Origin of the sequence: Halomonas sp. KM072 (genome assembly GCF_050710315.1) — a bacterium.
GTDB classification, from domain to species: Bacteria; Pseudomonadota; Gammaproteobacteria; order Pseudomonadales; family Halomonadaceae; genus Vreelandella; species Vreelandella hamiltonii.
Window position 1 is genome coordinate 3,193,200 of record NZ_CP136132.1, and the last position, 12,209, is coordinate 3,205,408.

General features: G+C 61.2%; 13 protein-coding genes. 7 read left to right on the plus strand and 6 right to left on the minus strand.

The features are described 5' to 3' along the window. The first annotated feature begins 30 nt into the window (after positions 1-30). Positions 31-1,119, plus strand: coding sequence for a TRAP transporter substrate-binding protein (locus RVM26_RS15110; protein ID WP_498939497.1), 1,089 nt, complete (start codon positions 31-33; stop codon positions 1,117-1,119). 78 nt (positions 1,120-1,197) lie between these two features. On the opposite strand, the gene RVM26_RS15115 is transcribed toward RVM26_RS15110, so the two are convergent. Then, positions 1,198-1,611 carry an acyl-CoA thioesterase gene (locus tag RVM26_RS15115; RefSeq protein WP_039178866.1) on the minus strand — a complete coding sequence of 138 codons (414 nt, stop codon included), beginning with the start codon at positions 1,609-1,611 and terminating at the stop codon, positions 1,198-1,200. Between the two features lie 101 nt (positions 1,612-1,712). On the opposite strand from RVM26_RS15115, the gene RVM26_RS15120 reads away from it, so the two are divergent. The 6 genes from RVM26_RS15120 to cysZ all read left to right on the plus strand — a co-directional run bounded on the left by RVM26_RS15120 (position 1,713) and on the right by cysZ (position 7,661). Continuing rightward, complete coding sequence (locus RVM26_RS15120) at positions 1,713-2,660, plus strand: PstS family phosphate ABC transporter substrate-binding protein (protein WP_498939499.1); 948 nt, start codon at positions 1,713-1,715, stop codon at positions 2,658-2,660. Positions 2,661-2,755: 95 nt separating this feature from the next. Then, positions 2,756-3,874, plus strand: a complete 1,119-nt coding sequence (locus tag RVM26_RS15125) for an ABC transporter permease family protein (RefSeq protein ID WP_498939501.1) — start codon at positions 2,756-2,758, stop codon at positions 3,872-3,874. Beyond that, positions 3,874-5,283 (plus strand): PstA family ABC transporter permease, encoded by a 1,410-nt coding sequence (gene pstA / locus RVM26_RS15130; protein ID WP_498939503.1) that lies wholly within the window; start codon positions 3,874-3,876, stop codon positions 5,281-5,283. Before RVM26_RS15125 ends, pstA begins: the two co-directional genes overlap by 1 nt. Next, positions 5,277-6,089, plus strand: a complete 813-nt coding sequence (gene pstB, locus RVM26_RS15135) for a phosphate ABC transporter ATP-binding protein PstB (RefSeq protein WP_016915479.1) — start codon at positions 5,277-5,279, stop codon at positions 6,087-6,089. Before pstA ends, pstB begins: the two co-directional genes overlap by 7 nt. Positions 6,090-6,119: 30 nt before the next feature. After that, complete coding sequence (phoU, locus tag RVM26_RS15140; RefSeq protein ID WP_039178877.1) at positions 6,120-6,845, plus strand: phosphate signaling complex protein PhoU; 726 nt, start codon at positions 6,120-6,122, stop codon at positions 6,843-6,845. 69 nt (positions 6,846-6,914) lie between these two features. Continuing rightward, on the plus strand, positions 6,915-7,661 hold the full coding sequence (gene cysZ / locus RVM26_RS15145; protein WP_498939506.1) for a sulfate transporter CysZ: 747 nt from the start codon (positions 6,915-6,917) through the stop codon (positions 7,659-7,661). A gap of 277 nt (positions 7,662-7,938) precedes the next feature. Here cysZ and RVM26_RS15150 read toward each other — a convergent pair whose 3' ends face one another. The 5 genes from RVM26_RS15150 to RVM26_RS15170 all read right to left on the minus strand — a co-directional run bounded on the left by RVM26_RS15150 (position 7,939) and on the right by RVM26_RS15170 (position 12,162). Next, positions 7,939-8,250 carry a hypothetical protein gene (locus RVM26_RS15150; RefSeq protein ID WP_039178882.1) on the minus strand — a complete coding sequence of 104 codons (312 nt, stop codon included), beginning with the start codon at positions 8,248-8,250 and terminating at the stop codon, positions 7,939-7,941. Between the two features lie 327 nt (positions 8,251-8,577). After that, positions 8,578-9,873, minus strand: a complete 1,296-nt coding sequence (gene phoR / locus RVM26_RS15155; protein WP_218314052.1) for a phosphate regulon sensor histidine kinase PhoR — start codon at positions 9,871-9,873, stop codon at positions 8,578-8,580. Positions 9,874-9,875: 2 nt separating this feature from the next. Continuing rightward, a complete protein-coding gene (phoB, locus tag RVM26_RS15160) occupies positions 9,876-10,565 on the minus strand; it encodes a phosphate regulon transcriptional regulator PhoB (protein WP_016915484.1) in 690 nt (229 codons plus the stop codon). A gap of 96 nt (positions 10,566-10,661) precedes the next feature. Then, entirely contained in the window at positions 10,662-11,552 is an 891-nt protein-coding gene (gene ubiA, locus RVM26_RS15165; protein ID WP_081138642.1) for a 4-hydroxybenzoate octaprenyltransferase, read from the minus strand. 37 nt (positions 11,553-11,589) lie between these two features. After that, a complete protein-coding gene (locus tag RVM26_RS15170; protein WP_218314053.1) occupies positions 11,590-12,162 on the minus strand; it encodes a chorismate--pyruvate lyase family protein in 573 nt (190 codons plus the stop codon). Positions 12,163-12,209 lie beyond the last annotated feature (47 nt).

A 12,209-nucleotide genomic window follows, 5' to 3' on the forward strand; every position in this document is an offset into this window, starting at 1 on the left:
ACATCCAATAATTTCGGAGTCATGCCCGCCATGCAACGCCGTCAATTCCTGAAAACCGCCGGCCTGGGTGCCGCCGGTGTCGCTGCTGCCCCCTTTGTTTCTACCGCCAGCGCTAACGAAACCTACACCTGGGATATGGTCACCTCCTGGCCGAAGAATTTCCCCGCCCTGGGTACCGGTGCTAACGACTTTGCTCGTCGTGTGGAACAGCTCTCTAACGGCCGCATGCGCATTCGCGTTCACGGTGCAGGCGAGCTGGTACCGGCACTGGAAGTCTTTGATGCCGTCGCCGCTGGCACGGCTGAAATGGGTCACTCCGCGTCTTACTACTGGCGCGGTAAAGTCGCGGCTTCTCAGTTCTTCACCGCCGTGCCATTTGGCATGACCACCACTGAAATGAACGCCTGGTTGTACCATGGCGGTGGCCAGGAGCTGTGGGACGAGATCTACGCCAACCACAACCTCAAGCCCTTTGCCGTCGGCAACACCGGCACTCAGATGGCAGGCTGGTTCAAGAAAGAGATCAATTCGCTGGCCGACATGCAGGGCATTCGCCTGCGCCTGCCAGGCCTGGCCGGTGAAGCCATGAACGGTATCGGTGTCACCACCGTGAACATGCCGGGCTCCGAAATCTTCACTTCGCTGCAAACCGGTGTTCTGGATGCCGCCGACTGGGTAGGCCCCTACAACGACATGGCCTTCGGCCTGCATCAGGTGGCCGACTACTACTACACGTCGGTATGGAACGAGCCCACAGCGGCGCTGGAAGGCACCGTCAACCTGGACGCCTGGAATGCCCTGCCGGAAGACCTGCAGGACGTGATTCGCGAAGCGGCACGTGCATCCAACCTGGCCATGATCAGCGAGTTCGCCTACCGCAACGCCCAGGCGCTCAAGACACTGGTCGACGAGCACGGCGTGCAGCTGCGCACCTTCCCGGATGACGTCATGGCCGCGCTGTACGAGTCCTCCAAAGAAGTCATTCAGCGCCAGGTCGATGGCGACGAAGAGTCGCGTCGCGTGTGGGAATCCTACTCGGCCTTCCAGAGCGTGCTGCGCCCCTTCAGTGACGTAGGCGAGTATGCCTACCTGAAGAGCCGCGACAGCGTGGGTGCCTGATCACCTTCGACTCAAAAGGGCGCCTCGGCGCCCTTTTTGTTATGACGCCTTTGTTATGACGACGGTGTCATGGCCACATCAGCTGTGAACCGCTCTGATCCGACCATTATCATCCAGCGCCACCATGACGAAACGCGCTTCGGTGACCTTCTGGCGCTCTTCGATGTGTCGGCCATGGGGAGGACGCACCCAGACCTCCACGTCGATACGGATCGAGCTATGGCCAATATCCTGTACCTGGGTGTATACACTGACCATAGAGCCCACCCGCACCGGGCTTAGAAAATCCATGGCTTCGATGGCGACCGTGGCAGTGCGCCCACCCGCCTCTCGGCCAGCGGCCAGTTCGGCGGCCTGGTCCATATGATTCACCAGCCAGCCGCCGGGAATGTCCCCGTAGAGGTTGGTATCCTGACGAGAAGCCAGTAATTTTAACGTGAGCTGCCCTTTAGGGGCGGGAGCATCGTCCACATCGGAATCCAGTGGTGTCATGAGGTCGTCGCTTTGCAAGGTTATTGTTGTGGTCGGGCCTGGCGCCTATTGCTGCACTGCAACAACAGACTGGCACCAGTTAATCACAAGAGGAACAGCGTTTGAAGAGCGACAGTGTACAGCGATGGAGACCTTACCGCCTACTGCTGGCAAGCTGGCTATGCTGCTGCAGCGCCTTTGCCTGGGCGCAGCCAGCGCCCATCAGCGGCACGCTGGGCACCGTGGGCTCGGACACCATGGCCGGGCTGATGCTGCGCTGGGGTGAAGCCTTGAATGCGCGCTACCCCGATATCACTCTGCAATTTCAGGCGGGGGGGTCGGCCAGCGCCCCCACGGCCTTGGTGGCAGGCACCACCCGCATCGGGCCCATGTCACGGGCCATGACCGAACGCGAGCGCCAGCAGTTCATCCAGCGTTATGGCTACCCGCCGCTGCAACTCAGCGTCGCCCGCGATGCCCTGGTGCTGGTGGTACATCGTCATAACCCGCTGGAAGCCCTGTCACTGGCGCAGCTAGATGCCATCTTCTCTACCACCCTCGCCTGTGGTGCCGATGCGCCCTTGCAGCGGTGGGAAGCGCTGCTGCCCTCCACGGATTGGCCTTACGGGCACATTGCCCTGCACGGCAGAACCCTGGCCTCCGGCACCCAGGGGCTGTTCCAGCAGCGCGCCTTGTGCGGCGGGCAGTTTCGCCGCGATATCAGCGAACATCCCGGTGCGGCAGCGGTGATTGCCGCCGTGGGGGAGTCGCCCAACGCCATGGGCTATGCCGGATACAACCACCTGACGCCCATGGTGCGCGCCGTGGCGCTGGCCGATGAGCAAGGCAACCCGGTAGAGCCCAGCGTGGCGAATATTCAAAAGGCCACCTATCCACTCTCCAGAACGCTGTATCTCTACGTCAACTTGCCCCCCGGCGAAGCGCTCCCGGCGGCCGAGCAAGCCTTTCTGGAGTTGGTCTTTTCAGCCGAAGGGCAGCAGATCGTGCAGGCGGCAGGCTTCGTGGCGCTTCCCGACCACCTGCGCAGCAGCCAAGCGTTGGATGAATAAACTGTCATCCAATTGTCACAAACAGGGCGTAGGGTAAGCTATTCTGGCCACAAACCCTTATTTTCATCACGGCACCTGCTTCGTATGATGTCGACATGACTCCTCCTCGGCTACCTGCTTCGCGTCAGCCGCTACGTTTGCTTCACGACCGTATTGCCACCGGACTGATTACGGCTGGCGGCATTGCTGTTTTGCTGGCGATCCTCGCCATTGGCATCTTTCTGGTGTGGGAAGCGCTGCCGCTGCTTGGTTTTGGCGAAGCGCTCTCCCTGGCCACGCTGTCGCCGCTCGCTTGGGGCACCCTCAAAGCTGCCCTGGCGGCCATGCTGTTTGCCACGCCCATTGCGCTAGGGGCCGCCATGTATTCGGCGCTGTTCATGTCGTCACGCCTGCGCAGCCGCATCAAGCCCGTGATGGAGTTGATGGAAGCAATACCCGGCGTGGTGATTGGCTTCATTGCCGGACTGCTGCTGGCCCCGTGGGTAGAGCGTCATTTGGCCAGCGCCCTGCTCGTACTGGCCTGGCTGCCGCTGAGCGCAGCGCTGGCAGGTGCCCTTTGGCATATGGCCAGCAGCCGTTGGCGCCAGCGGCTGCCGCTGTCGTCGGCGGCACTGTGGCTGATACCGTGGCTCGCCTGCATGACCGCCCTGGCCCTGTGGGCGGCATCGCTCGCCGAAACCCACTGGCTGGGGGGCGACTTGCGTCTGTGGCTGGAGCAGCGCCACGGCATCGACTACGCCACTCGCAACGCCCTGATCGTCGGCATCGCCATGGGCTTTGCGATTATTCCCAGCATCTACTCGCTGGCCGATGACGCCCTGGCCGACGTGCCATCCACCTTGATGGAGGGCGCCCAGGCGTTGGGCGCCAGCCGCTGGCAAGCGCTGTGGAAAGTCGCCCTGCCCACCGCAGGCCCTGGCGTGTTTTCGGCGGTGATGATTGGCGCAGGCCGCGCCGTGGGCGAAACCATGATCGTGCTGATGGCCAGCGGCAACACCGCACTGTTCAGCGCCAGCCCCTTTGAAGGGCTACGCTCATTGTCGGCGTCGATTGCCATCGAGCTACCGGAGGCCTCCCCCGGCGGCATGACCTATCACCTGCTGATTCTGGCGGCGCTGGCGCTGTTCATCTTCACCTTCTCGGTCAATACGCTGGCCGAAGTCGTGCGCCAGCGCCTGCGTCGGCGTTACCAGCGGCTGGGAGGCGCACGCTAATGGGCTGGCGAGCGCTGAGCTTTCGCCTGAACACGGCGGGCAACCGGCTGTGGCCCTGGCTATGTGCGGGTAGCGTGGCCCTTTCGCTGCTCATGCTCGGCGCTTTGCTGGTACTGCTGACCACCAAAGGGTTAGGTCACTTCTGGCCCGCCGAGCTGGAGGAGGTCACCCTGCACAGCGGCGAAACGGTGATCGGCCAGCCGGTGCGCGAGGTGCCGCTACCCCATGCCCAGGGCATGGAGCGGCTCTATTTTACCGGCAACCGCGACCTCACGGGTGCCAGCTGGCGCTGGCTGGCCGTCGATCAAATCGCCCAGGTCACCACACCCGCTGAGCTGATACGCCTGGAGCGCACCCCCTGGGGCGACTTTCTTGGCCGCCTGGATGCCGTCGAAAGCGAAGGCCAACGGCTTGAAGGGCAGGCGGCCATGGAGTTCGTGCGCCAAGCCCTGATGCTGCCGCCAAACCAGCGCCCCGACGCCCAGCTGTTGCTGGAAGCCAATGGCAGGGTACAGCCCCAGCCGCTGGCGGGGATCACCCGCCTGCAAACCCCCAACGCCATGGCCTGGCACCAAAAGGTGGCAGCCTGGGGCGGGCGCGTGTGGCAGTTCCTCAGTGAGGGGCCGCGTGCGGCCAATACCGGGGGCGGCGTATGGCCGGCCATTTTCGGTACGCTGCTGATGGTGATTCTCATGTCCGTGATCGTCACCCCCTTTGGCGTGCTGGCGGCCATCTACCTCAACGAAATTGCCCACCAGAACCGCCTGACCCATCTGGTGCGTATCGGGGTCCGTAACCTCGCTGGCGTGCCCTCCATCGTATATGGCGTGTTTGGGCTGGGAGTTTTCGTGTACGGCATCGGCGGTTCCATCGACAGCTGGTTCTTCGAAGACGAACTGCCATCACCGACCTTTGGTACCGGCGGGCTGCTGTGGGCATCGCTGACCCTGGCACTGCTGACCCTGCCGGTGGTGATCGTGGCTACGGAAGAGGGCCTGGCACGCATTCCCGATGCCCAACGTGAAGGGGCCGTGGCGCTGGGGGCGACCCGCCTGGAGATGCTCACGCGCATCGTGCTGCCCATGGCCATGCCCGCCATGCTGACCGGGGTGATTCTGGCCGTGGCGCGGGCCGCTGGCGAAGTGGCCCCGTTGATGCTGGTGGGCGTCGCCAAGCTGGCTCCGCAAATGCCCCTGGACGGCGAGTTTCCCTACCTGCATCTCGAACGCAAGTTCATGCACCTCGGCTATCATCTATTTGATACGGCCTTCCACGGTGAAGACGTACAGGCCTCGATCCCCCTGGTGTTTGCCACCGCACTCCTGCTGGTGCTGATTGTGCTGGTGCTTAATCTAACTGCCATATTTCTGCGTCATTATCTGAGGCGTCAACGAGGAAACGAATGCTAGCGTTATCATCCGCCAACACTGCTCAACCGCCGGTGACGCGCTTCTCAGCCGACGCCCGGTGCCTGAGCATCCACCAGTTCAACCTCGCTTATGCGGGGAAACCGGCGTTGCGTGACCTGACGCTCGACGTACCTCGTCACCGGGTGACCGCGTTCATCGGCCCCTCGGGCTGCGGAAAGTCCACGCTGCTACGGGCAATCAATCGGCTTCACGACTTGAACGAATCCGTGACCCACGACGGCCATATCTACCTGGAAGAGCAGGACATTCATGCGCCACGCATGAACGTGACCGAACTCAGACGGCGGGTAGGGATGGTGTTTCAGACGCCCAACCCGTTCCCGATGTCGATCTACGAAAACGTGGCCTTTGGCCTGCGCCTGCAAGGGCGCCTGCCCAAACGCAAACGCGACGACATCATCGAGTGGGCGCTGACATCGGCCGCTCTGTGGGATGAGGTCAAGGACCGCCTGCACCGTTCGGCCTGGCAGCTCTCCGGCGGGCAACAGCAGCGCCTGGTGATTGCCCGGACGCTGGCCGTTCAGCCGGATGTCCTGCTGCTGGACGAGCCCGCCTCGGCCCTCGACCCTATTTCGACCCTCAAGATCGAGGAGTTGATACGCAACCTGAAGTCCCAGCTCACCCTGGTGCTGGTGACTCACAATATGCAGCAGGCCGCGCGGGTTTCCGACTACACGGCCTTTTTGCAAAACGGTGAACTGATCGAATATGGGCCCACGGATCAAGTGTTCACCAACCCGCGTCTACAACGCACCGAAAACTACATTACCGGCCGCATGACCTAGGCCCCATCGACGATACGTCAGGAGTGCTCAATGGATATCACGAGCGAGACACACAGCCAACACATCTCTCGCCAGTTCAACCAGGAGCTGGAAGAGCTGAAGACCCACCTGATGGCCATGGGCGGTCTGGTGGAAAAGCAGGTGCAGGATGCGGTGCACGCCCTGCTGGAGGGCGACAGCCGCCTGGCGGAAAAAGTGCGCGACAACGACCGTCAGGTCAACGACCTGCAGCTGCAAATCGACGACGAATGCACCCGGGTGCTGGCTCGCCGTCAGCCGGCGGCATCGGACCTGCGGCTGGTGCTCGCGGTCATCCGTGCCACCTCGGACCTGGAGCGAATCGGCGACGAAGCCAGCAAGATTGCCCGCAATGCGCTGTTGTTAAGTGAAAATAGCGGTGGCATTCGCGGTCTGGTAGAAGTTCGCCATATCAGCGAGCACGTGCGCAAGATGCTGCGTGACGCCTTGACCGCCTTCGCCCGCTTCGATACCGAGCTGGCCATGCAGGTCGTTCGCGAAGACGAATCGGTAGACGACGAGTACGGCAGCGCCATGCGCTCGCTGATGACCTTCATGATGGAAGACTCGCGCTCCATCAGTTCGGTGCTGAGCATCATGTGGGTACTGCGCGCCCTGGAACGGGTGGGCGACCACGCCAACAACCTGGCGGAATACGTGGTGTACCTGGTGAAAGGCCTGGATATTCGCCACAGCGATCCCAGTACCCTGGAACAGAAGGTCATGAAAAAATCTTGACCTGCCCGCCAAACCCTCCTGCAATACGCCCAGATAATCATCTGGGCGTTTTTTAGGGAGTAATGTCGCGTGAATGCACTCAACGCGTTGGGTCAAGGCACCCGCCTGGTGTATCAGCCCGGGCTAAGGCGCTATGTCTTTCTACCCATTCTGGTCAATCTGCTCGTGTATACGGGTATGGTTTACGTGGTCTTCACACGTTTTTCGGGCTGGCTGGAGAGCAGCATGGCCATGGTGCCTGGCTGGCTGGAGTGGTTGTCGTGGCTCATCTGGCCGCTATTCTTCATCAGCTTGCTGGTGGTGATCTTTTTTAGCTTCACCCTGGTGACTCACCTGATCGCAGCGCCTTTCTATGGGTTTCTGGCGGCTCAGGTAGAGCGCCAGGCCACCGGGCGTGAGCCTCTGGATGACCGAGGGCTGGTCAAAACGGCGCTGGACGCTGTGGGACGAGAGCTGGTCAAGCTGAGCTATATCCTGCCGCGCATGGCTGTGCTGTTCCTGTTCAGTTGGATTCCCGGCTTGAACGTCTTCGCGCCTCCCTTATGGGCGCTCTTTTCTGCCTGGGTCATGGCCATTACCTATCTGGATTACCCGATGGATAACAACAAAGTGTCGTTCAAGGACATGCGCAGCAGGCTTTCACGGCGCTGGTGGCCGAGCATGACATATGGCGGGCTGGTCATGCTCATCACCTGGATCCCCTTGGCCAACCTGTTCCTGATTCCAGGCGCCGTCGCAGGCGCCGTCCTCATGTGGGACCGCCACTATCGTGGCACACCGGACACACGGGATAAGGCGGCAGGCTCGGCGCTCTGAATCAGAGCCACTCATCAAAGGGCCGCCCATATAGCAGGCACAAAAAATTAGACCCCGCTAGGCGGGGTCTCGACCACTCTTACTTGTGAACGATACTGACTGCTGGCTTCCTATCCGTTTGCGGGACTCCAACCTTGGAATTTACCCTGACCAGTGTCTTGACCGTTTTCTGATTCATCCGTGAATCGATGAGCATCCTTGCTATGGGACATCCTTGCCCCTTGTTTGCTCAACCCTAAGCGTAAGAGTTTTTTCCAGCTTTGCAAAGAATTGTTACTTAACTACCGCTGTTTTCTTCAACTACGTCTTCTGGGGTGTACTCGGCACCACCACTCATGTTGGTGGAGTCCGGCTCATCCACGACGTCGGGGCCTTGAGTGCCGTGATCCGTCGTCAGGTCTTCGGTGTCATAGCTGCCGGGCTCGGCTGTGCCAGACTGTGTGTTCATGGGCTCATCTTCGACGGTTACATCCTGATTCTGGTCGATGGATGAGTGATCCGTGGTGTCTGCAAAAGCCAGTGGGCTTGCCATCAGGCCAAAAGAAACACCTAAAATACCAGCTTTCTTGAGTAGTTCCTTGGACATCATATTCCGCCTCCTCGATCGCTGTTGATACCGCATAGTTAAGGAAGAGTGACTTCATGTCTTACCAGTTCCTGCGGTAATCTTCCTTGCCTAGAATATTGCATACGTTGTGCCACGCATGCCAAAAATCAAAAAAATTATTTATTATCAATAATTTAAAAAAACAAGGATGGTATAAAGCATGGGCTCAGGGGGTCATGACCACGCCTTTGAGGTGGTTAAAAATGACACATGAGTGATGTGTGACCAGAGTTCTATGCCAATATGGCACACTTATACAGGGGTTGTGCAGGAAGCGGATAAGGAGGAGCGCAAAGCGTCATCGAGCCCTCAAGCCGAGCCGCTGACTCGCTTGGCAGGGAAGACACAGCGAAAGGATGCCCCCTCGCCAGGATGTGACTCTATGTTGAGCTGGGCCTCGTGGCGCAGCAGCACGTGCTTCACGATGGCCAGGCCCAGACCCGTCCCTCCTGTTGCCGTACTACGCCCTTTATCCACTCGATAGAAGCGCTCGGTCAGGCGGGGGATATGCACCGGATCAATGCCATCGCCATCATCCTCGACCTCGATACACCCGCTGCCGTTGGCGGCCACCGACCAGCGCAACGTGATCTGACTGCCTTCTGGGGTATAGCGCACGGCATTGAAGGCTAGATTGGAAATGGCGCTGCGCAGCTCCTGCTCGCTGCCGATCAAGCCAGCGTCGCTCTCCAGAATGACCTGCACACTGTGCTGCTGCCTGGAGAGCGCCAGGGCGTCTCGGCGAATGCTGTCGAGCATGGGGCCTACGGCCAGCGTCTGGTGATCATCGCCTCCCTGGTCGATTTCCAGCCGTGACAGCAGCAGCAGGTCGTTGACCAGATTCTGCATTCGTCGCGTCTGCTCCTCCATCTGTACGATCCCTTTACCCAGGCGGGGAGGCAGCAGCTCCTTGAGGTCGCCGTAGGTTTCCAGATAGCCCGACAGCACGGTCAGCGGAGTGCGCAGTTCATGGGAGACGTTGGCGACGAAGTCACGCCGCATCTGCTCCAGGCGATGCAAGCGCGTGATATCACGGGCCATGACCAGCCGCTCGTCATCGCCGTAGAGGGTGATCTGATACTGGAGGATGCGCCGCTCGTCGATCGGCGAGGTCAGCGTCAGCGGCTCGCTGTAGTCGCGGGCATTGAAGTAGCTGATGAAGCGAGGGTCGCGCAGCAGGTTGGTGATGTGCTGGCCACGATCGTGGGCGGTTTGCAGCCCCAGCATGTCGGTGGCCGCGCTGTTCCACCACTCCAGGTCGCCGTGGCGGTCCAGCATCACCACGCTATCGCGCATGGCTTCGGAGGACTCCTGGATTCTCGCCAGCGTCGCCCGTAAACGACTTTGGGTAATGCGCTGGCTTTTCTGGTAGCGATAGAGGCGGTCGAACAGCTCCCCCCACATGCCCTTCGCCGCCGGGGGCTCATCGTGGGGGTGAAGCGTCAGCCAAAGGAAGAGCGCTCGAAACTGGCGCAGATGATAGACCAGACAAAACAGCAGCCCCGCCGCCAGCCCGGCGCCAGGGTAATCCACCAGCCATCCCAGGCAGAGGCCCAACAGGGCCAGCCAGATGATGCGCCAGATCTCACGGCTCCACAGGCGCACGCTTACACTCGCGCAGAGAACCGGTACCCAGTACCGCGCACCGTTTGAATCAGATTTTGATGAGGCTCGCCCAGCGCTTTACGAAGACGACGAATATGCACGTCCACCGTGCGCTCTTCCACGTAGACGTTGCCACCCCATACCTGGTCAAGCAATTGGCTGCGCGTGTAGGCGCGCTCCTGATGGGTCATGAAAAACTGCAGCAGACGATACTCGGTAGGCCCCATTTCCAGCGCCTTGCCATGGGCGCTGACCCGGTGGCTCACCGGGTCCAACAGCAGACCATTGATTTCGATGGGGTCTTCCACGCCACGCGGCGTGGCACGGCGCAGCACGGCCTTCAGGCGGGCCACCAGCTCACGGGGGGAAAAGGGCTTGGTGATATAGTCGTCGGCACCCGCTTCCAGGCCCTGGATCTTGTTGTCCTCTTCGCCCTTGGCCGTCAGCATGATGATCGGCAGCTCGGCGGTGGCTTCTTCGCGCTTCAGCCGACGGGCCAGCTCGATGCCGCTGGTGCCCGGCATCATCCAGTCCAGCAGCAACAAGTCAGGCTGGTGGTCGACGACCATGGCGTGGGCATCCTGGGCGTTGTCCGCTTCAAGCACGCGATAGTCAGCCATCTCCAGCGCCACGGCGATCATTTCGCGGATCGGCGCCTCATCATCGACGATCAGTACGGTCTTGGCGGTCATTCCAGGGCCTCACGGTGCTCTATTCAGGAAGGTTCAATGACATGCGTGTGACGATAACACCATGACTTGATGACAGTTCCATGACACCCAGTCAATTTAGCCCGCTACCGGCCACCAGCTCAAGGCAATACCTGCAAAGACCAGCAGACCCGACCAGTGGTTGTTCAGGAAGGCCTGAAAACAGCGGTCTCGATCGCGCCCGACGATCAGCCACTGCTGGTACACGAACGTCGCCGCCATGCCCAGCAACCCCAGCCAGAAAAAGCCCCCTAGCCCAACGCGCAGCGCGACCCAGCTCAGCAGGGCCAGCACGCTTGCCTGCAGCACTCCGATGATCAGCCGGTCAGCACGGCCAAACAGCACGGCGGTCGACTTGATACCGATTTTCAGATCATCGTCACGGTCGACCATGGCGTACTGGGTATCGTAGGCAACGGTCCACAGCAGGTTGGCACTGAACAGCAGCCAGGCTTCCAGAGGCACGTGGCCCAATACCGCGCCAAACGCCATGGGAATGGCCCAGGAAAAGGCCGCGCCCAGCACCACCTGCGGGAAGTGGGTGTAGCGCTTCATGAACGGATACACGAAAGCCAGCAGCACGCCGCCCACCGACAGCAGCACGGTGAACCAGTTAGTCAGCAGCACCAAAATGAAGGCAGCGGCGACCAGCGCCACGAACAGCAGCTGGGCTTCGGTTTCGCTGATGCGTCCCGTGGCCATGGGGCGCTGGCGAGTACGCTTGACGTGGCCATCCACATGGCGGTCGGCATAGTCGTTCACCACGCAGCCCGCAGCCCGCATCACGTAGACACCGGCAATGAAGATGATCAGCACGGAGCGACCCGGCACCCCTTCTGCAGCCACCCACAGCGCCCAGAGCGTCGGCCACATGAGCAGCCAGGTACCAATGGGCCGATCCAGGCGCATCAGCTGAAGAAAGTCTGCCAGCCGGGCCCAACCCGTTGGCCGCAATAGAGAACGGTCCATGCTCATGCTTACCTCGTGAAAGAAACTCCAGAATAGCCTAGCGCGAGGGCAGGCTCAGCGCATCGGCCATGGTCGATAAAAAATACTCTTGAACCAGCAGCGACAGTCCCGCGTGCTGAAACACCGAGCGACGCCCCCACTGGCTACGCCCCTTGGCGGGGGCACCCCACGCCGTGAAGCGCGGGAGCGACGCCGTAGCCTGCAACGGCCCGCGCACCAGGTCCGGCTGCTGAAACAACCAGCTGCCCAGCGAACGCTCGCCCAAGGCCCCCAGGCCTTTGCCCTGCAGCTGCTCCAGCGGTGCCACCGATCGCGCCACCACCCAGGGGGTGCCGTCGATGCACAGCGCCACCTCGCGTAGCCAGGCGTGGCGACGTGGAGCGATGCCCAGCGCCATGGCTTCGTCCTGAAACGGCAGGCCAATGGTCTGACGCAGCAGGCGTACGCGGAACTGGCTCGGCGCTCCGGCCGCCATCAGGCGCGCCGTCAGGGAGTCGGTCGAGGCCACCCATTGCCACCAGGCCGCACTCATGGCAGGCCGCGCAGCGGCAACCGGCCGCCAGTGGGGGGGTAGCGAAAACGCAGGGCGTGGCAACTCAACGAGCGTCACCTGAGCCTCCAGGGCAGTCAATTGGAAAGAAGGCTAGTGTAACATGA